Source organism: Blautia schinkii, assembly GCF_013304825.1.
Taxonomy (GTDB): domain Bacteria; phylum Bacillota; class Clostridia; order Lachnospirales; family Lachnospiraceae; genus Blautia_A; species Blautia_A schinkii_B.
This window is the reverse complement of the sequence record NZ_JAAWUO010000012.1, coordinates 101465-127708: the sequence shown is the minus strand read 5'-3', so window position 1 is coordinate 127708 and position 26244 is coordinate 101465. Positions and strand designations below refer to the sequence as shown.

The 26244-nt window shown below is 44.6% G+C and carries 23 protein-coding genes; 3 read left to right on the top strand and 20 right to left on the bottom strand.

Going from position 1 to position 26244, the window contains the following annotated elements; genetic code table 11:
- Positions 1 to 161: 161 nt before the first annotated feature.
- The 12 genes from HFM85_RS10725 to HFM85_RS10670 all read right to left on the bottom strand — a co-directional run bounded on the left by HFM85_RS10725 (position 162) and on the right by HFM85_RS10670 (position 16717).
- Complete coding sequence (locus HFM85_RS10725) at positions 162 to 1568, bottom strand: APC family permease (protein ID WP_173738058.1); 1407 nt, start codon at positions 1566 to 1568, stop codon at positions 162 to 164.
- 144 nt (positions 1569 to 1712) lie between these two features.
- Positions 1713 to 2057, bottom strand: a complete 345-nt coding sequence (locus tag HFM85_RS10720) for a P-II family nitrogen regulator (protein WP_059086394.1) — start codon at positions 2055 to 2057, stop codon at positions 1713 to 1715.
- Positions 2058 to 2235: 178 nt separating this feature from the next.
- Positions 2236 to 3606, bottom strand: a complete 1371-nt coding sequence (locus tag HFM85_RS10715) for a putrescine aminotransferase (RefSeq protein ID WP_015526621.1) — start codon at positions 3604 to 3606, stop codon at positions 2236 to 2238.
- A 240-nt stretch (positions 3607 to 3846) separates the two neighbouring features.
- Positions 3847 to 4596 carry an alpha/beta hydrolase family protein gene (locus tag HFM85_RS10710; protein ID WP_015526622.1) on the bottom strand — a complete coding sequence of 250 codons (750 nt, stop codon included), beginning with the start codon at positions 4594 to 4596 and terminating at the stop codon, positions 3847 to 3849.
- Between the two features lie 138 nt (positions 4597 to 4734).
- Positions 4735 to 5991, bottom strand: coding sequence for a sugar ABC transporter substrate-binding protein (locus HFM85_RS10705; RefSeq protein ID WP_173738059.1), 1257 nt, complete (start codon positions 5989 to 5991; stop codon positions 4735 to 4737).
- Positions 5992 to 6074: 83 nt separating this feature from the next.
- On the bottom strand, positions 6075 to 7100 hold the full coding sequence (locus HFM85_RS10700) for an ABC transporter permease (protein WP_059086396.1): 1026 nt from the start codon (positions 7098 to 7100) through the stop codon (positions 6075 to 6077).
- Positions 7097 to 8137, bottom strand: a complete 1041-nt coding sequence (locus tag HFM85_RS10695; protein ID WP_015526625.1) for an ABC transporter permease — start codon at positions 8135 to 8137, stop codon at positions 7097 to 7099. The genes HFM85_RS10700 and HFM85_RS10695 overlap by 4 nt, the downstream gene beginning before the upstream one ends.
- Positions 8125 to 9681, bottom strand: a complete 1557-nt coding sequence (locus HFM85_RS10690) for a sugar ABC transporter ATP-binding protein (RefSeq protein ID WP_015526626.1) — start codon at positions 9679 to 9681, stop codon at positions 8125 to 8127. The genes HFM85_RS10695 and HFM85_RS10690 overlap by 13 nt, the downstream gene beginning before the upstream one ends.
- Before the next feature lie 155 nt (positions 9682 to 9836).
- Complete coding sequence (locus HFM85_RS10685; protein WP_173738060.1) at positions 9837 to 10844, bottom strand: sugar ABC transporter substrate-binding protein; 1008 nt, start codon at positions 10842 to 10844, stop codon at positions 9837 to 9839.
- A complete protein-coding gene (locus HFM85_RS10680; protein WP_173738061.1) occupies positions 10841 to 12649 on the bottom strand; it encodes a cache domain-containing sensor histidine kinase in 1809 nt (602 codons plus the stop codon). Before HFM85_RS10680 ends, HFM85_RS10685 begins: the two co-directional genes overlap by 4 nt.
- Positions 12650 to 12652: 3 nt before the next feature.
- Positions 12653 to 14245, bottom strand: a complete 1593-nt coding sequence (locus HFM85_RS10675; protein WP_015526629.1) for a response regulator — start codon at positions 14243 to 14245, stop codon at positions 12653 to 12655.
- A gap of 168 nt (positions 14246 to 14413) precedes the next feature.
- Entirely contained in the window at positions 14414 to 16717 is a 2304-nt protein-coding gene (locus HFM85_RS10670; protein WP_173738062.1) for an extracellular solute-binding protein, read from the bottom strand.
- A gap of 219 nt (positions 16718 to 16936) precedes the next feature.
- Here HFM85_RS10670 and HFM85_RS10665 point away from each other — a divergent pair, with 219 nt between their 5' ends.
- A complete protein-coding gene (locus HFM85_RS10665) occupies positions 16937 to 18184 on the top strand; it encodes a uroporphyrinogen decarboxylase family protein (protein WP_173738063.1) in 1248 nt (415 codons plus the stop codon).
- A 120-nt stretch (positions 18185 to 18304) separates the two neighbouring features.
- Here the strand turns inward: HFM85_RS10665 and HFM85_RS10660 are convergent, their stop codons facing one another.
- From HFM85_RS10660 to HFM85_RS10645, 4 genes are all read right to left on the bottom strand, one after another.
- Positions 18305 to 18943, bottom strand: coding sequence for a corrinoid protein (locus tag HFM85_RS10660; protein ID WP_015526633.1), 639 nt, complete (start codon positions 18941 to 18943; stop codon positions 18305 to 18307).
- Between the two features lie 146 nt (positions 18944 to 19089).
- A complete protein-coding gene (locus HFM85_RS10655; protein WP_015526634.1) occupies positions 19090 to 19905 on the bottom strand; it encodes a methyltetrahydrofolate cobalamin methyltransferase in 816 nt (271 codons plus the stop codon).
- 14 nt (positions 19906 to 19919) lie between these two features.
- Positions 19920 to 20969, bottom strand: coding sequence for a uroporphyrinogen decarboxylase family protein (locus HFM85_RS10650; RefSeq protein ID WP_015526635.1), 1050 nt, complete (start codon positions 20967 to 20969; stop codon positions 19920 to 19922).
- Between the two features lie 34 nt (positions 20970 to 21003).
- Positions 21004 to 21330 (bottom strand): L-rhamnose mutarotase, encoded by a 327-nt coding sequence (locus tag HFM85_RS10645; RefSeq protein WP_059086402.1) that lies wholly within the window; start codon positions 21328 to 21330, stop codon positions 21004 to 21006.
- A 493-nt stretch (positions 21331 to 21823) separates the two neighbouring features.
- Here HFM85_RS10645 and HFM85_RS10640 point away from each other — a divergent pair, with 493 nt between their 5' ends.
- A complete protein-coding gene (locus HFM85_RS10640; RefSeq protein ID WP_173738064.1) occupies positions 21824 to 22243 on the top strand; it encodes a PPC domain-containing DNA-binding protein in 420 nt (139 codons plus the stop codon).
- 268 nt (positions 22244 to 22511) lie between these two features.
- Positions 22512 to 23591: an NAD(P)H-dependent flavin oxidoreductase gene (locus tag HFM85_RS10635; RefSeq protein WP_173738065.1), complete on the top strand. Its 1080-nt coding sequence runs from the start codon at positions 22512 to 22514 to the stop codon at positions 23589 to 23591.
- A gap of 86 nt (positions 23592 to 23677) precedes the next feature.
- Here the strand turns inward: HFM85_RS10635 and queF are convergent, their stop codons facing one another.
- From queF to queD, 4 genes are read right to left on the bottom strand one after another with little or no spacing between them, the layout of a single operon-like run.
- Positions 23678 to 24172, bottom strand: coding sequence for a preQ(1) synthase (gene queF / locus HFM85_RS10630; RefSeq protein ID WP_173738066.1), 495 nt, complete (start codon positions 24170 to 24172; stop codon positions 23678 to 23680).
- Between the two features lie 43 nt (positions 24173 to 24215).
- A complete protein-coding gene (gene queC, locus HFM85_RS10625) occupies positions 24216 to 24932 on the bottom strand; it encodes a 7-cyano-7-deazaguanine synthase QueC (protein WP_256164017.1) in 717 nt (238 codons plus the stop codon).
- Positions 24933 to 24951: 19 nt separating this feature from the next.
- On the bottom strand, positions 24952 to 25620 hold the full coding sequence (gene queE / locus HFM85_RS10620) for a putative 7-carboxy-7-deazaguanine synthase QueE (protein ID WP_173738067.1): 669 nt from the start codon (positions 25618 to 25620) through the stop codon (positions 24952 to 24954).
- A complete protein-coding gene (gene queD / locus HFM85_RS10615; protein ID WP_021976186.1) occupies positions 25617 to 26066 on the bottom strand; it encodes a 6-carboxytetrahydropterin synthase QueD in 450 nt (149 codons plus the stop codon). The genes queE and queD overlap by 4 nt, the downstream gene beginning before the upstream one ends.
- Positions 26067 to 26244 lie beyond the last annotated feature (178 nt).

Here is a 26244-nt window from a genome sequence, read left to right as displayed (position 1 = left end):
TTAATTGTTTGTTTTTCAAAAACAATTATTTGCGACAGCTCAGTTATAATACCACTGGGAGTTATGCTTGTCAACCATAAAATTCAATTTTTTTAAAATATTTCGTTTATCTCGTTTATTAAGAAAGACGCTGCCAATAAAAGCAGCGTCCTTCCACCACACTATCTCCAAATCCCCTTTCTCTTCCGGATCGTATAAAACAACTCATTCTCCATCGCCATAACCTGCTGGATCGGCACACTCTTAAACACCGGCATCTTCATCCTGGTCCTGATCCACCAGAAAGAATAAACCGCCAGAACCACAAAAGTGATCACCACAACCAGCCAGATCATATTCCGCTCCACCGGATCAGAAGAAATATTCAGGATCATATAACACGTCCCCGCAATACCAACAAGCGGAAACACCGGCCCACCAGGAACCCTGAAGCTCCTCGGCACCTTCGGCATCCGCTTTCTCAGAATCAGCACATCCACATGCGCCAGCACATAAGAAATCATCCAGAACACCGAACCCACCAGGATCAGGAACGAAATAATGGAAGAAGAATCATTACTGATCAGTGCAAAAATAAAAATCGTCACACTGACAAATACAACGCCAAACCAGGGAACCCCGTGCTTATTCGTCTTCGCAAAAATCCTCGGCATCATATTCATCTTCGCCATCCCCTGGCAGATACTCGCCAGACCATTCACCGTAGAATTCTGCGTACTCACAACTGCAAGCGCAGCCACCAAAGTCATCCAGATCTTACCTGCACTGCCAAGAAGATTTTCTCCGTAAAGCAGATGCGGAGCCGGGGAATCCATAAGCTCCTGCCATGGCGTATAATTATGAAAACCAAACACCATTATCGACTGCACACCACAGATCAGAGCAAGACCTATGATCATACCAAGAGGAACATTCCTCTTCGCATTCTTAACACTCTTGGAAACCGGGATCACATACTCCGCCCCGATAAACAGCCAGAACGCCGTAGCTGTAGCAGAAAACAGCTCCGAAGGCTTCGTGGCCATTGTATACGGCTGCGAAACCACCTGCCCTGTCCCCAGCTTAAGCATACCGATCAGTCCCATGATGATCATGGAACCAACCAGAAGAAACGCGACCAGATCCTGGATCTTTGCAAACATATCCACACCACGAAGATTTGCGATCATGATCACAATGGTCATGATCAGCGTATACGCAATACTGGGAACCGGCAGCTTGATCGTCTGCGCCATCGCATAGGAAAAAATCGAAGCCTCCACACCAGAGGACAAAATATTACAGAGCAGATAACCGCCCACCATGGAGATCAGCGTGGGAAAAGGCCCCAGACATGCCAGTGTATACTGCGCCAGGCCACCCGTCGTATTCGGCATAATGGCATTCAACTCCGAAAGCGAAGCCACCGTAGTCATATTCAAAAGACACGCAATAATCATGGAAAAAATAAACACAACACCAACCGTACCTGCACCCTGCCCCAGTGAGACCAGACAGCTGGTGGCAATGACCAACCCTACTGATATAGATACAACACTTCCCAGCCCTAATTTCTTATCTTCACTCATAATCCCAGTCACCTCCCAATAAGTCAGACGGATATTCGCGATCCGCATTCGTTTAGCAGCCCAAAACAGACAACATAGAAACAGGCGAAGTTCCGCTTTATCTGCGGACACCCTCGCCTGCCATCACGATTCTCTGCTTACCCTTTACAGAGCATCTACACCTTCATCACCCGTTCTTACACGGATCACATTATCAATATCGTAGATAAAAATTTTGCCATCGCCAATATGCCCGGTATAAAGCTCATGCTTGATCACTTCCACAATCTTATCCACCTGCTCCTTTTTTACCACAACACTGATCTGCTGTTTGGGAAGGAGCTCCATCTCGTAATTTTCATCCACCTCGTACTCACGGGTACCTTTTTCAACGCCACATCCAAGCACCTGCATAACAGTCATACCTCTGACACCGGCTTTACTAAGTGCAGATTTCAGGCTGGAAAATTTTGCAAGGCTTGTGATGACTTCTATTCTGCATAAGCTCATCTTATAATATCATCCCTTTCTGAAAAAATACATTGATCATTAACTCAGATATTCACGTCTATCTCTGCAGCATATCCATCAATATAAATGCTTTGTAATTCATTCAGAAAAGGCATCAGCCCAGCTAAGCCGATGCCTTTCCGCATAAAAAATACTCTCTGTAAAATTCTGTCTTATCTTATACATTAAGTTCTTTCTTTGTATCAGCAAGAGCCTCGTCCATTCTGGAGATAACATCCTTGATATCCTGTTCGGAGATAACAGCTGTAGGCTCGAAACGGATGGTTTTCGCATTAACAAGAGTACCGGCTGTCATGACGCGTCTTGCAAACAGACCCTTTGCAGTCTCATAACCAAGCTCACATGTATGGAACTCAACTGCAAGCATAAGACCTGTACCACGAACCTCCTGGATGATCTCAGGATATTTTTCTGCAAGGCTCTGAAGTCCTGCTTTCAGGATCTCACCTTTACTTTTGCAGACACCCGGGATATCATTTTCAAGCATATATTTGATAGTTGCGATAGCTGCTGCACAGCATACCGGGTTTCCGCCAAATGTAGGAGAGCCAAGAAGCCATGGGTTGTCGATCAGATCCTGAACCCACATCTTCGGTTTACAGATGATACCTGTGATCGGCATGATACCACCGCCGAAAGCTTTACCATATGTCATGATATCCGGTGTAACGCCCTCTGCCTCACATCTCCACATTGTGCCGGTACGTCCCATACCTGTCTGGATTTCATCAAAGATCAGCGCCACACCTGTCTCATCACAGATCTCACGAACCTCCTGAAGGTATCCTGCCGGAGGAACGATAACGCCAGCCTCGCCCTGGATCGGCTCAAGGATCACACCGGCAACCTTCTCTCCAACTGCCTGAAGGTTCTTGATCGCTTTTCTTACATCATCTGCAATACCATACTGCACATGCTGTACCTGCTGTACCATCGGAATATAAGGAGTACGGTATGTACTTTTACCACCCATGGAGATTGCGCCCATGCTCTTGCCATGGAAAGCACCTACTGTGGAAATGAACCATCTTCCGCCGGTTGCGATACGTGCAAGCTTCAGAGCCATCTCAACGGCCTCTGCACCGCCGTTTGTGAAGAAGCAGTACTGCAGGTCGCCAGGTGTGATATCTGCAAGTGCTTTTGCAAGATATCCACGAAGCGGATCAAGAAGCTCCTGAGAATGAAGTGCCTGATGATCAAGCTGCGCTTTTACGGTTTTCAGAATCTCCGGATTTCTGTGACCACAGGTGTAAATACCGAAGCCGCCAAGACAGTCGATAAATTTTTCTCCGTTCAGTCCATAGCAGTAAGCTCCTTCATCCTGCCACTCAAGAACTGCACCCTGCTCAGAGTCAGAAGAAACAGATTTACGGTATTTCAGCCAGCCCGGGCTTACATAGTTGTCAAAATGATCGATGGTATCTGCCACCATCTGTTTTTTCTCCTCTGCCGGAATATCTTTCATATCTGTGTTGATCAGTCCGATCACTCTATCAAGATCTTTGATTACCTGTTCGCTCTTTGCCATAATACATTCCCTCTCTTTCTGAAAATCATCCCGCGATCTGCCTCTGCATCCTGCGTTCATTCTGGTAAAAAAACAGGCGCATTCGCTGTATTTCTACAACAAATGCGCCTTTGCATTTCGTTTAATTGTTTTTTGAATTGCCTATATTGTACCCCGGTCAGCCAATGTGTACAATTCTTAATTTCTGGCTGTTTATGATTAGTTTCTGGTAGACATACTTGTTTTTAAGTATATCTCTTCTCAGTTTCTCTCGAAATTATCTGCAATATACTCTACGATCGGTGCAGGATCTTCCAGACTGTGCGGATGATGGTCACAGTCCGGTTTTACGATCACTTTGATCTGGCCGCCGTTTTCCTCATAATATCTGGCCAGATTGGCACCGTTTTCCTGATAAGGCACAACACTGTCAACCGCACCCGCTACCAGCATGATCCTGATCCCCGCTTTAAGAAGCTGAGGCATTTTGTCCAGAGGATTCCCCCTAAACTCCAGGGCATTCTCATCTGTGAGATGATAAACTGCCTTACACTCTTCCCATTCTTTCGAATAACGCTCACTTGCTCCATATCCTCCCGGCCAGCTCGTCACATTCATAACCGGCGCATCCAGATACAGCGTGGAGATCGTTTCAGGATTTTTCACCGTATAATTGACAGAATAAAGACCGCCCCGGCTGAAGCCGAAAAGATCTGCTTTTTTATTAAGGCCTTCTTCCTCTGTGATATACTGATAAAACATTTCCATAAGGCTTATGGATTCCGGGCATCCGTACATGTCGCTGATCATCATATATGCAATATGCCAGCCTTTTTCAAGAAGTGCTCTGTCTGCATAATCAAAAGCTCCGAAAAACTCTGCGCGCCATACCCATGGTTTTCCCGGATGCACTTCTTTCGGCATGACCAGGATACACTCATGGCCATCCAGTTTAAAATCCTTTCTCTGATATCCTTCCCATTCGGAGATCCTAACTTCTTCTGCTTTCATCCCATTACCTCCATTATTCATGCCCACACAAGCCACTGCTGCATAAGCTCTTCACAATCCACAGTTTGAAAATGCCGCCTCCCTCAAAGGAGACGGCATCCAGACATCCGCATCAGCAGACATGTTTATTCTTTTTTATTACCACTGGCACGGCTCAAAGTCTGCTGTGTTCTCAGAAGTAACAACGTCTGTTCTCAGATAGTTTACACGGTTTACATCAATGCCACAGAACCACTCGGAGATTGTACGAACTGCAAGACCAGCATCACCCTGGCAGGTCTGATAGGACATACCATAAAGTTTTCCGTCTTTTACAAGATCAAGACCCTGTTTGGAGATACCAGCTGCAACGATTACGATATCGTCACGTCCTGCTGCCTCGCAAGCCTCAGCTGCACCGATAGCCTGGTCAGAGTCATCTGCAAGAACGATAGCATTTAATTTATCGCCATATTTTGTGATCCAGTCGGATACGACCTGTTTAACCTTGGAAGCCTCGAATCCAGGAGACTGGATATCAAGTGTCTCGATGTCCGGATATTTCTCAGCAAGCTCTGTCATAGGTCCATAGCAGCGTGCATAGTAAGGAGATCCACCTACGTTATGTGTAATATAAGCAACTCCTCCTTTGCCTTCCATCTTCTCACCAAGCATATCGGCAAGTGTTCTCATCTGATACCAGTCATTCGGGCCAGTATAGGAAATGATGTAGTTCATAGCTTCTGCTTCTGGTGTTGTATTTACACAGAATGCCGGGATTCCTGCGTCTGTGATCTTCTTGAACTGCTGTGTTGCATGGTCAGCGGAAAGCGGAATCAATGCGATTGCATCCGGATGCTCGTTGATTGCCTGGTCAATGTAGCTATCCTGATTTCCCTGATCCCAGTTTGGATCATAAACAGTTACTTCCATTCCGACTGCATCACATGCTTTCTGGAAAGCCTCTGTGTAGCATGTTGTCCAGGCATGTGCACCATGAACGATCAGGATAACTTTTTTGCCTTCCTGTCCATCTGCCGGTGACTCCGGGAATTTTGCATCATTTGCCTCGTCCCAGTCAAGATACTCTTTGTAATGCCAGTGATTGGCATCTGTCTCTTCGTAATTGTCTTCACAATATGCAGCATCTCCGTCTACTTTCGGAACATCGAAGCTAAGCGGCACTTCCATCATGAGATGATCATCTGTTGTTTTTAATGTTTTCTCTGCTTCCTGCAGTTTGTCGTAAGAATCTTTTGCAGCGTCCGGAACTTCTACTGCTTCCTCTTCTGCACTCTCATCACTTGCCTCTGCCTCAGTTGCCTGGGCGTCTGTGTTCTCCTCTGCAAATGCTACAGACCCCGTACCTAACAACATAGCACCACATAACAGAACCGCCAGTCTCTTTTTCATCATGTTTTCTTCCTCCTATACCTTATATAGTTTTTATTTTATTAAAAGCTCCCTCCGCTTTTAATTTCCCCTGTTATTTTCGTTACTTATTTTGCACCTTTCATCTCTTTGAGATGTTCCAGATGAAGATTCGGACGACGTCCAAGGATCTTATCTTTATTGTATTTTGCAACTGTCTCATAGATCAGGCAAAGCACAAGTGCTGCACCGATAACCAGTACCTGAAGCTCTGTGGATTTACAGAGAGATTTCAGGAATGCGATCATCAGAAGAGAAATGTAGGTCCAGCCTACGCTTCCTTTGCCACCGTAGATATCTGTTCCGCCGATAACAGTTGCTGTAAATGCCATATAGAAAGGTGAGATTCCTTTTTCGCCCATGGTTACATTGGCTGCACCGGAATAGATTCCGTTCAATGCTCCGCCAAGTCCTGCTGCAAGTCCGGAAATGATAAATGCTGCTATTACAACACGGTCACTGTGGATACCTGCAAGCCATGCTGTCTCTGCATTGCCACCTACCATATGGATATTTCTTCCAAGTCTTGTGTAACGGAGAATTACAATTACCAGGATTACAAAAAGTGTTGTGATAATAAAGTACGTTGAGAATGGAAGAAATGGAAGCAGCTGATTATTCAGCTTTTCATTCAGATCATAATCTCTTCCGATACTCAGCTCACTTCCGTTACAGTACACATACATGATTCCTTTGAGAACCAGCTGCATACCGATACTTGCGATAAATGCGTGGATCTTCAGCTTTGTAACAAGCAGTCCCATGATCAGGCCGTTTACAACACCCATCAGAGCACCGATAAGAATGCAGATTGCCCACGGAAGCTTCTGGTTGCTGTGAAGCCCAAGTGTAAGAAGTGCCGCAAAGGTTGACATGTACATAACTGTCATATCCATATGCCCTGCAATGAGGACGATAGTAAATCCAAGTCCCAGCCAGATAACAAGACTTCCGTTACCTGTTACTGCCCGGATATTGTAGGCTGTATAGAAATTGTCCACAAACAGTCCACAGAAAAGTACGATCGCAAGTAATAAAAATGCGCGGTTTTTGTTGATCATTGCTGCATTCAGCTTAAATTTCTTCTCCATCATGCTTTACCCAACTTTCTGTTTGAATGTGTGTTTAACCATACGATGAACAGGAATACGATACCCTGGACAAGATACTTGGTGTATGTCCCAAGACCGATCCAGGAAAGAATATTGTTGAGGATACCATAAGCAAGAACACCACCGAAGGTTCCAACAATACTTCCTTTTCCACCGTTCAGGGAAACGCCGCCCAGAAGGATCGCAGTCAGAGCATCAAAATCATAACCGGTTCCGTTTTCGTAGGAAGCACATTTTCTGAGAGCTGCATAAAAGATACCAGCTGTTGCGCTGCAGAGACCATTGATCACATATGCGATAATGATCTGTTTTGTACAGTTGATTCCTGAAAATTTCGCTACCTCATAATTGGTACCGATGATCTTCAGTTTCTGTCCGAATGCTGTTTTTGTGTGAATCACCCATGAGATCACAAACATAACCAGCATAACGATTGCCATCAGGGAGATTGCTCCACCGATATAGGTTCTGGAAATCGCGTAAAACTTTTCAGCAGATGACTGCATGCTCTCTTTCGCGATATCCTCTGCGTAGAGCATTTTTCCCTGCCATACTACTCGTATGACACCGGATATCAAAAGATTTACCGCCAGTGTCCAGATGATGGCGTTGGCTCTCATCTTACCGATCATGAAACCGTTGATCAGACCGATCAGGGCACCTGCAAGAAGTCCTGCAATAATAGATCCCACAAAACCGAAGTTAATGCACTGTACTGCCATAACTCCGCCGAATGCCATTGTGATCGGCACAGACATATCGGTCATGTTTCCTGAATATGTAACGTAGAACAGTCCTGCACAGACCATACCGGTCAGGGCTACTGCTTCCAGAATAGACTGGATATTACTTTTTCCGAAGAACTGTCCTTTCGAAATGATCATTCCCAGAATGATAAGTCCTGCAACAATGATCCAGATGCCAAGCTGATTAAAGATCAGGCTGGCTTTGTTGATCTCTGTTTTTCTTGTATCTACCTTTGGAGCGGCAGTATTTCCATTTTTATTTACTTCTGACATGATACGAACTCTCCCTCCCCATTAGCTGCAATCAGTATTGAATTTTCCGTCATATCTTTTTTCCGGATCATTCCGATCGTATGTCCTTCACGTAAGATCACTGCTCTGTCTGCAAGTCCCACAACTTCCGGAAGGTCAGAAGAAAGAAGAATTACGGAATTGCCTTTTGATACATAATCCTTAACTACATTATGGATAACCTGCTTGGCATTAACATCAACACCTCGTGTAGGTTCATCCAGGATCAGGATATCAACACCAGCTGCCAGCCATTTGGCCATCAGCACCTTCTGCTGGTTTCCACCGGAGAAGCTGTTTACCAGACGGTCTCTGTCTGCCGGATAAACGCTCATCTCATTGATCTTCTCATCAATCAGTCCGTTCAGTTTCTTCTGGTTGTAGAAAATACCGTTGGAATTCCGATCGATAATACAGGAGGTCACATTATCACCAACTGTCTGGTTCAGTGCCAGACCTACGACTTTTCGATCCTCTGTCAGATATCCAAGTCCTCCGGCGATAGCTTCTCCGAAGTTCCTGAAATGCGTCTCTTTTCCATGTATATAGACTTTTCCACCATCGGCCTTATCCACACCGATCAGTGCTCTTGCGATCTCTGTTCTTCCTGCCCCGGCCAGTCCGCAGATAGCAAGTACTTCACCCTTATGAAGCTCGAAGTTTACATGATGGAAAAATCCCCAGTGTGTATAATCTTCAACCTTCAGTACAACTTCATCCTGTACCATGGATTTATGGTTCTCATAGAAATTCTTTACAGGAGTTCCTACCATCATCTCAACCAGCTTGTCCGGATTCGTATCAGCTACTGCACAGGAGCCTACCAGCTTACCATCTCGCATAACTGTAACATTGTCTGCGATCTCAAAGATCTCTGCCAGGTGATGGGAAATATAAACCACTGCAAGCCCCTCTGCCTTCAGCTGACGGATGATCTTGTAAAGGCGTTCAACCTCATCGCTGGAAAGAGCGGATGTGGGCTCATCCATAACAATAATGGATGGATTAAAACCAAGAGTTTTCGCAATCTCGACAAGCTGTGCTTCGCACTGACTGATCTCAGAAACATCCATAGTCGGATCAATATAATCCAGTCCTACTCTTGCAAGAAGTTTCTTTGACTCTTCAATTGCTTTCTTCTTATCTACAAAAATACCTTTCTTAGGAAGTCTTCCCACCAGAAGATTCTCATAAATGGAAATTCTTCTTGCAAGAGAAAGCTCCTGATATACCATTCCGATTCCTGCTTCCTTGGCCATTGTCGGGGAATGGAGAAGTTTCTTCTCTCCGTTAATGTAGATATCTCCTGTATAGTCATTAAACAAACCGTTCAGCATTTTCATCAGAGTTGATTTTCCCGCACCATTCTCTCCCATCAGAGCATGCACTTCACCTTTTTTCACACGGAAATCTACCTTATCAACAGCCAGTGTACCTGGAAAACGTTTTGAAACCTTCTGCATATCCAGAGCGTATGTCTGTCCCGTGCTGTTTACTCCACTGCTCATATTTATCTCCTTTCCCATGAATGACACCTCCGCCAATGTCAGTTCACCTTCCTGAGTAATAAGTCCGATCATTACGAAGTATTTATTAGTATAATAAGAAAAACCGATGAAAATTGAAATTCAATTTTTTCATCGGTTTAGTCTTATTTTTCACATCAGATATTGTTCATTTTTTAATCTATTACGGGGCTGAAATAGCTGTCTACATTCTCCTTTGTAAGGCTCACCACAAGGTTTTTATACCAGAGACGCAGAACCTCTCCGTCAGCTGCTCTTTTTGCACAGCTCCAGGCATATTCTGCTTCATATTCCGGCGGCTGGGTTACAATACCATAAAGCTTTCCACTCTTTACCGCTTCCATATGCTCTGTTTCATTTCCGATTCCTATCACCTGGATCTTGTCCTGTATTCCCCTTGCCTTCAGCATATCATAAACTCCCAGTGCCATATTGCTGTCATGGCAGTAAAATACATTGATATCCGGATTCTGGGAAAGAAGTCTGGATGCTGCCAGACCTGCTTTTGCCCGGGACCAGTTGGCTTCTTCAATCCCCACAACTTCAACGTCCGGATAACTGGACAGATATTCCAGAAATGTCTGTGTTCTGTAAATCTGGGGATCTGTTCCCTGAGAACCTTCGATGATTCCCACTTTTCCTTTTTTTCCATTAAGACATTCCACCACCAGCTGACCTGCCAGATCAGCCTCTTCCGACATACTTGCCCCTACATAAGTTGTAATATATTCCGCAGATACAGTATCCACTTTCATATTCAGATTGATCACAGGGATTCCGGCGTTCTTTGCCTCGCGAAGTACATTCAGATAGGATTTCGCATTAACCGGACAAAAAATGATGGCATCAACTTTTCTCCGGATAAAATCCCTCATCTGCTCTTCCTGTTTTTTTACATTCCATTCTGCATACTGGATTTCCAGCTTATAATCCGGATCTTTCTCTGCTTCTGCAACAAGAAGATTTCCAATAGCATACTGATAACTGGCCTGACTGGATGCAAGGGTGGCACCGATTATTTTTTTCTTTGTTTCCTGCTGCGTTTTTATACCGGCTGCCTCAGATCTGACTTCTGTTTTATAATGAACAGTTACTGTCGTTATTATCATCAAAATTGCCGCCGCAAAAATCAGGAGCCTTTTTTTCATATGCTTCTTATTCATATACTGCCTCCCTCATTATATGGAAGAACATAAGTCACTGTCGTTCCAACGCCTTCTTCTGATGAATAGCTCAGACCGTATTTCTTTCCAAAACGGAGCTGGATGCGTTCATTTACATTTTTGACTCCGATTCCGGAACCGCTGATATTCTCAGATTCGATCTCATCAGAAAGGATTTTCCTGCATATTTCTTCCGGTATTCCGCATCCGTCATCGCTGACTTCTATGATCAGATTCTGTTCCCGCCTGTACGCCCGGATAGTGATCTTTCCTGTTCCTCGTTTCTTTTTGATGCCATGATAAATACAGTTTTCCACTATCGGCTGCAGGATCAGCTTTATCGTCCTGCACCGTTCCACACCAGGCTCTGCTGAAATTTCATATGTAAATTTATCTGCATAACGCATACTCTGAATGATCAGATAATTTTTCACATGCTCCAGCTCCCTTTCCAGAGAGATTTCTTCATTTCCCTTGTTCAGGGATATCCGGAACAGCTTTGCCAGTGCTTCTGTCATTGCCACGATATTTGAGTCATTTGTCTCTGCCATCCATATAATGGAATCCAGCGTATTGTACAGAAAATGCGGATTGATCTGTGCCTGCAGAGCCTGAAGCTCGTACTTTCGCTTATCTTCCTGTTCTTCGATCACCTGCTCTTTCAGATTCCGGATACGGTCCATCATCTGATTAAATTTCATTGACAAATGTCCGATCTCATCGTCTGTAAGAATTTCCATACGCTGATCCATATTATCCGGATTAACCTGAACCATATATTTTTCCAGTTTTTTCAGAGGCTTTACTACTCCTGTAAGAATCCGGTTAAGCAGAAGCAGGGTTACTATAAGAGTAATTGCCACAGCCAGGATCATTACCCCACTGATCGCCATTGTTTCTGCCATCACAGACTTGTACGGAACCATACTTACCAGAGTCCACCCTGTTGTTTTCATATCGGTTCTGGTTACCAGATATTTCTCTCCTCTGTAGTTCAGCCTGAAACAGCTCTCCTTCGTTTTCCCAAGTGCTGTATTCAGCTCCTGACGGTTTTCCTTCTCATCAAAAGCGAAGCGTTCTCTTCCATTTTGCTGCTCATAAACCAGCTCGCCCTTATCATTTATAATACATATAAAATTCTCCTGTTTTTCCTGAAAAGAATTACAGATCTCCGTGATCTTATTCATATTCAGATTGATCAGGATCACACCTCGGAAGGTTCCGTTTTCATAGCTCTGGACTTCCCTGCTCAGTGAGATCACCTCATCATCTGTGTCAAAAAATGAATGTCTGTTAGGTCCTGTGATAATTGCATCCTGTGGCTTTGCCACTGCCTTCGCATACCAGTCCAGCTTGGAATAATCCAATGCGACCTTCTGATAGGTATACATAGATCTGTTCAGGAGCATTTTTTTCTTTCCAAAAATCATAATGGAGGAAATATCTGCCCTGGAAAGTAAGGTGTCACTGAATGCCTGGGAGCTCATCTCATAAGAACGCATATTTTTTCCGATTCCGCTATCCACATAATCATCTTCTTCTTTGATCACAGTTTCCAGATAATCCTGAAGATAATAATTATAATTTACATTTTTTGCAATGGAATCCACTTCCTCCAGATAGCTGTTCAGATAGGCTTCCATATTTACCAGATTTTCTTCTTCGTACTTTCCCCGTTCATTAAATGCCCTTGAATGAAAGACCATATAAAAAACAGTAACCATAATACACATGGTAACAATAATCAGCACCGCTGTCTGACTCAGGGCCCGGTTTTTCAGGCTGCTTTTCTGTTTTTTCTTCATGGCTTACTCCTTTGCCCTGAACTCGGAAGGAGACATTCCTGTATATTTTTTGAAAGAAACACTGAAATAATGAGGATTGGAAAATCCTGTTTCATAAGCAATCTCATAGGTTTTCATATCTGTTGATCGAAGCAGCTGCATGGATTTTTCCATACGGACATCTGTAAGATATTTTACAAAATTCGTTCCCGCTTCTTTCTTGAAGAGTCCGCTTAAATATCCTGTACTGACAGATGCAAATTCCGCTGCTGATGTAAGGGAAATCTCCGGATTTTTATAATTTCTCATTACATAATCCTTCACCTTGTCAATAACCTGCATTCCACTGTTTGTCTGAGCAGAATTCATTTCGTCACGGATACTGCATGCAAATCGGATCAGCTCATCCTCCATCTCTCTCAGGGAACTGTATGTTTCAAATTTCTGGTATAATACAAATCCTCTGTTCCACATTTCATCCGGGATATCCTTAAGCCCGGCAAGTTCTCTCAAAAGCGCATTCATTGCCTCCATATAAATAACCTTGACATTTTTTCCGGAAAGGGAACCGTTCTTTCCATTGTCATGAAATACAGAACGTACTGCTCGTTCGATTTCTTCCGTATTGCCGATCATGATACTCTTAGTAAGATGGTGAAGTTCCTGCTGCGGATAATAGAAGGAACGCTCCAGATAATTCAGGTCTTCAATATCATAAACATTATTGCTTCCCAGTGAATATTTACACTCCAGTGCTTTCTTTGCATTGCGGTAGGCCTGGTTCAGTTCATCCAGGGTGGCTGCCGTTGTCCCCAGTGCACAGGTGGTTTTCAGCCGGATCGTGTTATAGATAGACTTCTGGATAATACAGAGGACATCATAAATAAGATCATGCGATTCTGCTTCAAGTGTACCGCAGCGAAACAAAATTACCACTCTGTCTTTTCCATCTTCAAAAACATAATGCTCTTTTCCCAGACATTCTTTCACAATATTCCGGGATGCAAAAAGATAAAGATCATAATCTGCCCCTGAAATATTTTCCATATCAAGATCCATGACTCCAATCTCATATGGTGCCTGGCTCATATCCAGCTGAAGGCTTTTTGCCCTCTCCAGATACAGCCTGAGATTACGGTCTGCAGAACAGACGATCTTGTTCAGTGTCTGTTCCTGAAGTACAGGCAGGCTCTGGCGAAGCTGATTCTTCATTGACTGGATATACTGTCTCTGGCTGTTCTCTATATGAAGCTTCTCGCAGATCTCCTTCATTTCCTTATAAAGGCTTTCGGCACCGATAGGCTTCAGGATATAGTTCTTCACTCCAAGTCCGACAGATTTCTGTGCATACTGAAAATCCTCATGTCCAGTGAGGATCACAACATGGATCTGCGGAAATTCCCTTGAAAGGATCTCCGTCAGCTCCAGACCATCCATAAACGGCATCACAATATCTGTCAGCACAAGATCCACATGATTTTTCCGTATGATATCCAGTGCCTCCTGTCCATCCTCCGCAAGAAAAATCTCCGAAAATCCCAGAGATTCCCAGTCTATGATCTTTTTCACCCCATTGCGGATAAGAGGTTCATCATCAGCAATCAGAAGTGTATACATTTTCTTCCCCTCCCATCTGTACATTGCCCGTGATTATATATAATTTTTGTCTGTTTTTCGTGCACTTTTTCGTTGATTATACTATATTTTCACAAAAGTTACAACTTTTCCCACAATTATTCTTGTGTATATTGCATATTACAAAAAATTATCAAACGTGGTTTTTCGTCATCTTCTGAATATTTCATGAATCGTTGGATATCCATACATGCTGAACAGGTGATCCGCCTCTTCCTGTGCTGCTTTCAGCGCCTCCTCAACAGAGATATCTCCCTGATATGTTTTTCGCAGAGCCTGACACATGATCTTCTCAATCTGCTCTACAGGAATAATCAGGCGATTCTTTCGATACGGACTGTTTCGTCTTTTTGCATACTGAAGGCTCTCCTCAGTGCTGGCCAGCCAGGGATACAGCTTCAGCAGCTCACTGTTGCGGTACGGTGTCACAACTGTTGACGCACCATTCAGTATAGTCAGATACAGATTCGTATCACTGTTGCACAGCCAGGAAAAAAATCGGCAGACAGATTCTCTGTGTGAGGAAAAAGGATTCAGTCCCAGATTCCATCCTACACTGGCAGGTGCTTTTCCCGGAACCATACCGGAAGCGATCCGACCGGATACATTCTCTTTCACCCGCCGGTTTATTCCATGGGCAAACTCTGAATATGTGATCAGCATAGCTGTCCTGCCTGTACAGAAATCATCTACTGTCTGAGTGATAGATCTGTTCATATCTTTCTCCGGTATATAATCCAGCGTATGGAGAATACTCTCAAAAGCCATTCTGTTCTCCTTCGTATGAAAGGTTGGCCTATGATAATTATCCCACAGCTTTCCGCCGCAGGCCCAGAGCCTGATCAGGATCTCCGGTGCCAGTTCTTCATCGATCGCTCCCGCAAAAGAAGCTCCGTATTCTGTAGGTGACGCAGGATTCTCCTTCCTTGTAAAAAAGGCAGCCACATCATTAAATTCCTTCCATGTTCTCGGTGCGCGAAGTGATATCAGACTCCTTTTCTGATATTCAGCCTGAAGCTCCCTGTTTTCAAACAGATCTTTTCTGTAGAAAAGAAGCTGTGTTCCTCCGCTCACCGGGATTCCGAAATACCGTCCGTTCAACTGGCAGTTTTGGAAACCTGACTGAAAAAACTGATCCTTTCTGAAGCTGTCACTTTCAATAAAGGAAGAAATATCTGCAAGACACATATTCTGAACCATATATTCCAGCCACGGAACATCATAAGTATAAAAATCATAGGTCTGCGTCAGTGTAGCGCAGGACTCCGAGATCATGGAAAGCAGCTGGTTCTGAGGTACACAGTGAAACTCTACCTGAATCCCGGTTTCCGCTTCAAAATGTCCGGTAAGAAGCTGCAGTGCCTGGATAGTCGGATTGTCCACTGCCAGAAAACGGATTTTCTCTTTGCAGGATATCCGGAAGCTCTGTTTCTGCTGCTTTTCTTTTTCCGGCAGACTCACAAGCCGGATATCCTTTTCCGAAAAATCAATCTCCTGTATAGTCTGCTCATACAGCCTTGGGTTATGGATATTCTGCAAAAGTATCCTGGCTGCCTGCTCCCCCAGAACAGTACTGTTTCTGGAGATTTTGATCACACCATCATTCTGATTGATGTTGATCCAGGATTCCTCGGAACAGCTGATCAGAACAATATCCTCCGGGGTTCGCAATCCGCAGTATTCCATGGCAGTCTGAATTCCATATGTGATCTCACGACTTGTTGACAGCAAAACCTCCGGCGGCTTCCTGGAAAAAATTTTCATAAAACTGCTGAATGCATCTTCTCTGGTAAAATTCGTCGCACATATCTTCTCCGGTGCCAAATCTTCACCCAGTGTTTCCATGGCATCTCTGCATGCCCGGACATAATTCCGCTCAGAAGAAAACTCAAGAGGACCACAGACAATACTGATATCCCGGTATCCCTGTTCCAGAACCTGTTTTGTTATGCTGTAAAAGGTATCGTAATGACGAAACCCTACATAATTACAGAACACGGAATCCGGTTCACGCTCAACAAAAACCGCCGGAATCTGATAATCCATAATGTGGTTCTGAAAAAAAGCTGTATTACCGGGCTGTGTCGTCACGATAATAAGCCCTGCTGAATTCTGGGTAATAAATTCGTCGATCTTCGTACATTCCACATCTGCGGAATCATTGGAAAACGCAATATTAATGGAATATCCATGGGACTGAAGATAAGAAGATATTCCGTCAAAGAGCCCTGAGTAAAACTGGCTCCTCATTCCCGGAAGCAGCACGCTTACCATATTGCTGGCTTTTTTTTTCAGATTTCTGGCAGAATAATTCGGAATATATTTCAGCTTCTCCACCGCGTCCATTATCTTTGTATAGGTTTCCGGACGGACTGCTTTCTTTCCGCTCAGTGCACAGGAAACGGTTGCTATGGATACACCTGCTTCCCTTGCAACGTCTTTTAATGTTATCATTTTTATGTCCCTTCAAACGCCTCTGTTTCGTCGTTTTTCTCTCTGTTTTTATCTGTTTTTCATTATAAGCACTATGAGATCCGCTTCATTTAATATGGTAAAATTCGTAGTAAAACGTTTAGATTTTTATTCCGGCAACCGTATTGAAACACGCACTTTTTTTTCACATAATGTAGTTATAAGTTGAAGCAGATGAAAAACTACAGGAGGTAAAAATATATGAAAATGACACCAAGAGAACGTGTAATGGCGTCGATCAATCATCAGAATCCAGATTCGCTTCCTATGGATCTGGGAAGCAACGTAAGCGCCGGAATCAGCGGTATGGCTTACGGGAAATTAAAAGATTATCTCGGAATCAAAACCGGACACAACCGTATTTATGATGTTGTCCAGCAGGTTGCACAGCCTGAGATCCAGGTGCTTGATATCATCGGAGCAGATGTTCTTGATGTTGGTCGTGTGTTCAACACAGAAGACTCTGACTGGTACGATGTAACTCTTTCCAACGGAGTTGCCGCACAGTGGCCAAGCTGGTTCAAGCCGAGACATAACAAGGACGGCTCCTATGAATATTTTGACTGCGAAGGCACACTTATTGCCAAGATGCCAAACGGCGGAATGTGTTTTGACCAGCAGTACTTCCCATATAAAGAAGATTATCCGGAAAACTACAATGATCTGGATAAAGAGATGGGAAAAGTTATCTGGAGTGCTATGGTTCACAGTCCATGGGATCATTCCAGCGAAAAATATTTCTGGGAAACACTTCGTGAGAGATGTCTGGTACTGAAGAACAGCACAGACCGTGCCCTGATGATAACCTGCGGATGCAACTTCTTCGAATGGGGAACTTTCCTTCGCAGAATGGAAAATTATCTCATGGATATTTATGAGGAACCGGAGCAGGTTCTTGCACTTAATGACCAGCTTCTGGAACGCCACCTTAAAAATCTGGAAAACACATGTAAGTACCTTGACGGAATCGTAGATATCGTCCGCTTCGGTGATGACCTTGGAATGAACAACAACATGTTCATGTCCCTGGAAAAATACCGCACCTTATTCAAGCCGTATCATACCAAGATCAATGAGTATGTACATAAACACAGCAGCATGAAGACTTTCCTTCATTCCTGTGGTTCCATTTTCCCGGTGATCGGTGATCTGGCAGAAGCCGGCTTCGATATTCTTAATCCGGTTCAGACTTCTGCAGCTAACATGGATCCTGCGAAGCTGAAACAGGAATACGGCAAGGATATCACCTTCTGGGGTGGCGGCTGCAACACCAGGAAAATTCTGAACATGGGAACCGAAAAAGAGGTTTACGATTATTGCAGACGCATGATCGATATCTTCTTCCAGGATGGTGGATTCGTATTCAACCAGGAGCACAACATCCTCGGCGATGTTCCTCCTCAGAATATCATGGCTATGTATAAAGCTGTTGAGGATGCCAGAAGATAAAGTACAGACAATATGTTTCTGAAACCCCAAAAGGGATGCCGCATGAACAGAATCTCTGAATTCTGTTCCATACGGTATCCCTGATGGCATAGGTTTATCATAAGCGGTTGGATTATTCAGTTATGCTCCGATCAGCTGATTTGCCAGTGTTGCAGCACTTGCAGCATCCTCGGAATATCCGTCTGCGCCGATCTCGTCTGCGAATTCCTGAGTGATCGGTGCTCCGCCGACCATAACCTTGATATTGCTTCTGAAATCAGATTTGTTCAGTGCATCTACAGCATCACGAAGTGCAGGCATTGTTGTTGTAAGAAGAGCGGAAAGAGCGATGATCTTTGTATCCGGGTTCTCTCTGTAGCACTCGATGATCTTGTCATTGGAAACGTCAACACCAAGGTCGATAACCTCGAAGCCTGCACTCTCGATCATCATGGCAACAAGGTTTTTACCGATATCATGAAGGTCTCCTGCTACTGTTGCAATGATAAGTTTACCCTTTACGCCTGTAGCTCCGGATGCAAGATGCGGTTTCAGAACCTCAACACCTTTTTTCATGGCTCTTGCTGCTACCAGCATCTCAGGTACAAAGATCTCATTATTTTTGAACTTCTCACCTACAACAGCCATGGCATCGATCATACCTTTATTTAAGATCTCCTGTGGATCGCAGCCTTCATCAAGAGCTTCCTGCACTGCTTTTCCTACCAGTTTCGCTTTACCGATTTCTACTAATTTTGCAACTTCTTCGATTTTTGACATTGTTCTACCTCCAAATATTATGTATATTCATTATTTGCTACGGACAGGCTGATAATTTTTCGCACTCATCTCAGCTTTTATCGTATTTTTTATGGGATTCGTTTGCAGAGTCCTCCGCAGGCTCTGCAAACCTGAAGGGATCCTGATTATTTTTTTACAGGTCCAATAAGACCCTCTCTGTATGCTCCGATGTACTCCATACAGTAGTCATCTTCTCCAAGAAGAGCTTCTGTTGCATAAATAAGGCCAAGCATGTCTCTGTTTGTCGGATCAAGGATTCCACTGTCCAGTCCGGCATTCATAGCCAGTACCATAAATCCAAGGTTGATCAGCTTACGAACCGGCAGGTTGAAAGAAATATTGCTGATCGCTGCTGTAATGTGAATGGACGGATACTGCTCACGAACAGAAGTGATAACTTCGATATTTGTCTCAATTCCGTTCTCAGATGTACAAAGCATCTCTACCAGCGGATCAATGTGGATCCTGGATGGAGCGATTCCGTACTCTTTGGCTTTTGCCATGATCTTATCAAATACGCGAAGTCTGTCTGCTGCATTTTTCGGGATTCCGGTATCATCACTGAGAAGAGCGATAACTTCCCAGCCTTTATTTTCTTCCTGTGCCATAACAGGGAAAATCTTGTCGATCTTGTCGCCCTCGCCGGATACAGAATTGAAAAGTCCCGGACGTTTACAGAATTTATAAGCCTGAATCAGTACATCAGCACTTGGACTATCCACAGAAATCGGAAGGTCTGTTACTTCCTGAATACAGTCGATCATCCATTTCAGTGTTTCAACTTCCTCTTCCTCCGGAACAGATGCACAGCAATCGATAAATGTTGCTCCGGCCTCTGCCTGTTTTCTTGCACGGTCTTTGATAAACTCCGCATCTCTTTTTGCAATAGCCTCTGCAACAGAAGGAATGGAACCGTTGATTTTTTCTCCAATAATAATCATATTTTTCTTCCTCCCTATTCGTAGATCTTGGTTGCTTCGTCAAACAGCGCCTTGATATTGCTTGGCGGAACATCCGGCTGTAATCCCTCATGGCTTGGTGATACGATAAGGCCTGTCGGGAAGTAGGTACGAAGCTCTTTAACCTTTGCAGCTACCTGCTCCGGTGTTCCGTTCGGAAGAAGATCCTGTGTATCAACACCGCCGCAGAAAGAAATCTTTCCGTCGAATTTATCTTTCAGGTTTGCAGGATCCATACCTGCTGCAAGTGCCTGGATCGGATGGATAACATCAACGCCAGCCTCAATGAGAAGCGGGATAGCTTCAACAATAGATCCGCAGGAATGATATACAACCTTTACGCCATAGCTGTGTGCCAGATCGATAAGTTTCTTTGCTCCGGGAATAACGAACTCGCTGATAAGAGCCGGGCTGATCATCAGGCCTCTCTGACTTCCTACATCATCACCGATGAGGATTGCCTGTACTTTACCTTTTGTTGCCTCAAGGAAAATCTTAAGAGCTTTCAGATAAAAATCTACAATATGATCATCTACATAATGTACCATCTCAGGCTCTGCAACCATGTTCATAAGGCATGTCTGCATTCCGAATGCAGCACAGGTATCCTGGAAGTGGCAGGCCCAGAGCATACCCATAACTACTTTATCATCCGGTGCCTCATCAACAAGACGGCGGCACTCTTCCGGATCGATATAAAGCTCCGGATCCGGCCATGGGAAATTCACTGCCTCCACATCTTCAAGATCCTCACACTGTGCAAAGCATCCGTCTGCTGTCAGTGTTCTGTGCTCTGTATCTACATTGCTTCCGTTCATATACCAGTCAAATGCCGCGAAAATTGCGGAGCATGTCGGGGATTTGTACGGGATCTCTACTGCGTAGAAGTCATCTCCGCATACTTTTTTCAGTTCTTTGATATTGTCTACATGGTAGTAATCGCAAAGTGCAGGAACTGCCTCCGGTGTCGGATCACCCAGCCAGCAGGCCGGTCTGTCTACCGGTTTTCTTTCTACAGTTGCGATAAATCTTTCTCTACTGTTCATGTTTCTTTTCCTCCATATCTATTGCTTTTGCTTATTAGTTAAGGTGATAAATTTCTTCCATATCTGACCAGAATTCGCCCTCTGCTCTGTCAGGAAGGGGTGACATCAGCGGTTTTACAACATCCCACCATCTTTGTGTTGCCGGATCTGCTGCCATCTTTGCCATATCTGCATCGAAATCTTCGCCTTCGTACTCAAAATATGTAAAAAGATATTCTCCTCTGCTGTAGATAGAATAATTTTTCAGGCCGCATTCTTTGATCATTTCATTTACGCCCGGCATTGGATTTGCATGCCATTTTTTATATTCGGCAAGCTTTTCCGGTTTTACCTTGATCATCTGACCAAATCTTTTTTTCATACTTTCACCCTTTCCCTGCTGCTTCCAGTTTACAGTTCTTACATTCCGTTCTTTATGAAAATCATTATAAAAAAAGCCGGTAAAAATATAAATTCAATATTTTCATCGGTTTAGTCCTTTTTTTCATGTAAAAAATCTGAACATGTAAAAAATACACCTATAGCAATTCCAGAAATTAATAAAGTCAATCGGATATTCGCAATCCGCTTTCGCTACTTGCTCATAACCGAATAACTGCTCCGCAGTTTATCAGGAGGGGCTTGTACCCCTCCTGATACAAGTAAGTCCCACCCACTGCTTATTGCTCCTCGCAATTGAAGCAGGGGACTTACTTGATTCGGTTAAAAAGAAGTTGGACAGAGCATGATGCAGTGATTTCCGGAAGTGCTGTAATCTGATTAATGTAACTATTGAATAAAAACATGAATGTATTATACTGGAATCATACTCAGACAATGGGAAAATCAAAAAATTTACAGGGAGGTTTTTTATCATGGAATACAGACGTTTTGGAAACACGATCTATCTTCGACTTGATCCGAAGGAAGAGATCCTGGAGGAGATCGGCAAGGTTGCAGAGAAAGAGAACATCCGCCTTGCACAGGTCACAGGCCTTGGTGCCATCAATGATTTCACTGCAGGTGTATACAACACCGTAACAAAGGAATACCACTCTATCCAGTTTCAGGGAGCTTATGAGATTGTTTCTCTTACCGGTACCGTTACCCGTAAAGACGGTGACGTTTATCTTCATCTCCATATCGCGGCCGGTGACGAAAAAGGCCTTGTACACGGCGGCCATCTGAACCGTGCCATCATCAGTGCTACCGCCGAGATCCAGATCCAGGTGATCGACGGAGAAATCGGTCGTGAGTTCAACGAAGAGATCGGTCTGAATCTGTTTAAATTCTGATTTTGCCAGACGGAGTTCAGCTACAGTCTACTGCTTTACAGTTTTAGATTTCATCACACATAAAAAGGGTGAGACTACACAGCGTAATGCTGTCAGCTCACCCTTTTCTTATTCCGAAAAGCTATACCGACAAATCACCACATCTCCCTGAGCCAACCTTCCTACATATACATTGACAAATTTCTCCGTTATGATATACTTTGATGATAAAACTATTTTATATTAAAATCATTTAAAGAACGCAAATGAATGTGAGGATCTGATCATTATGAAGAATTTTAAAATCGGTGATAAACTTACGAGATTTCCCCTGATCCAGGGTGGAATGGGTGTCGGCATCAGCCTTGGCCGGCTGGCAGGCACCGTTGCAAAGGAAGGCGGAATCGGAATCATTTCCACCGCTCAGATCGGCTACCGCGAAAAGGATTTCGACCGGAATACCGAAGAAGCCAACCAGCGGGCTATCCTGTCCGAGATGAAAAAAGCACGCAGGATTTCTCCTGACGGTATCATTGGCTACAACATCATGGTTGCACTGAAAGAGTATGCATCTCATGTAAAGGCAGCTGTCCAGGCCGGTGCTGACCTGATCATCTCCGGTGCAGGACTTCCTACAGAGCTCCCTGCTCTTGTCAGCGGAAGCAAAACAAAGATCGCCCCCATTGTCTCAACGGACAAATCTGCAAAGATTATCCTGAAATACTGGGAAAGAAAGTACAAACGCACTGCAGATCTTGTGGTGATCGAAGGTCCCCAGGCAGGCGGTCATCTGGGCTTCCACAAGGAAGAGCTGGATTCCTATACACCGGAAGCCTACGACAATGAGATCCGAAAGATCGTCCAGACTGTAAAAAGCTATGCCGCAAAATTCGGCACGGAAATCCCTGTAGTAGCTGCCGGCGGCATCGCCACGCACGAGGATGTAAAGCATGTCCTTGATCTTGGTGTGGACGGCGTTCAGGTCGCCACCCGCTTTATCCCAACGGAAGAATGTGACGCAGACATCCGGCTGAAAGAATCCCTGATCCACGCCGCAAAGGACGACATTGCCATTGTAAAAAGCCCGGTAGGTATGCCGGGACGTGCCATTATGAATCCCTTCATGCAGCACGTCATGGCCGGTGAAAAAATCCCACACAGCCCATGCCACCGCTGCCTTGCCAAATGTTCCCCCGGCGAGATCCCTTACTGCATTACAGACAAGCTGATCGCCGCCGTAAAGGGCGACGTGGAAAACGGCCTGCTGTTCTGCGGAGCAAAGGCCTATATGGCAGATAAGATCGAAACCGTGCACGATGTGATCGCTGATCTGTTTGGCACAGAATCAGAATGCATCCGGCTGTCATAAAGATAAGCCTACGCTGTCAGGCACACTAAACAAAAAGCCCCTGCTTTCATTGCTTTTCGCAGTAAAAACAGGGACTTTTTGTTTTTCTACCGGTTATCGATCTTTTCCGGGTACATGTCATGCTCTGCAAGGCGTTTCCAGGCAATCTCCTCCCATCTGGTTCCGGCCTTTCCATAATTGCAGTAGGGATCAATGGAAATGCCGCCTCTCGGAGTAAATTTTCCCCAGACCTCAATGTATTTCGGGTCCATAAGACGGATCAGATCCTTCATAATGATGTTCACGCAATCCTCATGAAAATCTCCGTGATTGCGGAAGCTGAAAAGATACAGCTTCAGAGATTTGCTCTCCACCATTTTTTCACCGGGTACGTAGGATATCGTGATCGTCGCGAAATCCGGCTGTCCGGTAATGGGACAAAGGCTTGTAAATTCCGGGCAGTTAAATTTTACAAAGTAATCGTTGTCCGGGTGCTTGTTCAAAAATGTTTCCAGTACCTCCGGAGCATAATTGTCCGGATATTTTACTTTCTGATTTCCGAGAAGGGTGATCCCTTCTTTTTCCAGGTTTTTTCTGCTCATATTTTTTTCCTTTCTATGGTCAAACGGATATTTATGATCCGATCTATCTGTCAAGTGCCGGATCCTTCACTCCATTGAGCCGGAATGCCTCTGCTCTGTCAATACAGGTTCCACACACACCGCAGGGCTTTTCGCCGCCTTCGTAACAGCTCCAGGTCAGTTCATAAGGAACATTCAGCTCCAGGCCGGTTTTTACGACCTCTGCCTTTGTGCAGCTGACAAAAGGCGCCTCAACCTTCAGCTGGCCGCCGCTTCCCTGATAGATCGCCTCGTTGATCGCATTGTGAAACGCACTGCTGCAGTCCGGATATGCATTTCCGGCTGCATCATCCGCATGTGCTCCGTAATAGATCACACTGCAGTTTTTTGACAGCGCAATACTTGCTGCCGAGGAAAGAAATAATCCGTTCCGGAACGGCACATAGGTTGAAACCGGTGAGCCATCGGTTTCCTTCAGCTGCTCTGCATAGCTTTCGTGCGGGATCTCTCTGTCTGAATGCTTCAGCAGCGAGCAGTCACTGTACCGGAAGATCGGCTCCAGATCCAGATAAAGATGCTCCACTCCGTAATATTCTGCTGTTTTTCTGGCAGCCTCGATTTCTTTTGTGTGCTTCTGTCCGTAAGCTACTGTTAATGCAATTACATTCTCTTTTCCATATTTGTTTACGGCAAGCCCCAGGCAGGTGGTGGAATCCACACCGCCGCTTGCAAGTACAAGTGCTTTCATAGCGTTCTCCTTTTCTGCGGTATTTCTTGTTATATTGTGATATGTTTTCCTGTCATACTCCCCGTTTCTGCGGGTCCCAGATCACCTTATGAAGCTGGATCTGAAGCTTTACATCGTTGAGCTTTTTTTCCATAAGGAAATCCACGATCTCCACCGGCTGGATCCTGCCGAAAACAGGGCTGAAATAAACTGCCGTTTTTCCGACCAGCCTGTACTTTTCCAGGATTTCCAGAGCTTTTTCCATATCTCTGCGGCTGCTGACCACGAATTTCAGCGTATCCTCACTGCCCAGAAGCTCCAGATTGGAAAGGAGCATCTCTTTTTCCATGCCGCTGTCCGGTGCTTTATAATCCATGGTAAAGGACGGACGTTTTTTTAATATATGATAAGGCTTCAGATCTACGCTTCCATTGGTCTCAATCTCCACCCGCCGGAATGGATCCTCCAGGATTGCCTCGATCAGCTCCTCCATGCCTTTCCGTAAAAGTGGTTCCCCGCCTGTAAGTGTCACATTTTTTACGCCTGTTTCACGGATCCAGGAAAGGAGCTCTTCTTCTGTCAGCCTTTCACTCTCACATCCCGGCTCATTTGCCCAGCTGGTATCACAATAGCTGCACTGAAGATTGCAGCCCTTAAACCGGATAAAAGCGGCAAGCTCTCCTGCCCGTCTGCCCTCTCCGTTGATGCTGACAAATTTCTCTACAACCTGATAGGTACTCATAGCCATACCGCCTCCGTTTCTTCTTCCGTTTCCCGGTAAGCTGCACAGTTATTTGGTGTTTCGTAAACAACAGCTCTTTTTACAGGATAGCCCTTTTCTTCCATTTTCCTGAAAAAATATTCTGAAAAATTCTCTGCTGTAGGGCGAAAGGGAACCTTCACCAGATGAAAGCCTTCCTCATCCAGTGCTTCCAGCGTTTTCGGACGTAATGTATTTTCTTCATAGATCAGCGTGTGATCCATGGAATCTGCCAGCTCCCGAAGATCCTTTTTCAGATCTCCGAAGTCTACCAGCATCCCTCGCCCCTGACCGTTTTTCTCCAGCTTCCGGCTTTCGATCTCAATCTCCACATGCCAGCGATGACCATGGATGTTGGAACATTTGCCGGTGTAACCGGACAGAAAGTGTGCCGAATCGAAATCTGCTTCTGTTTTTAACTGATACATAAATTTTTCCTCCTTCTGGATCTGTCACACCACCCGGATATTTCCATAAATAAAAAAAGCCGGGATTCCCGGCCTTGATCCAGTTAAAGTAAAAAAAGGGCAGACCCGCCACGAGTCTGCCCTGATTCTCACATCTTCTTCAGCCCTGGTTTTATTTATAGACAGGATGGTACAAACG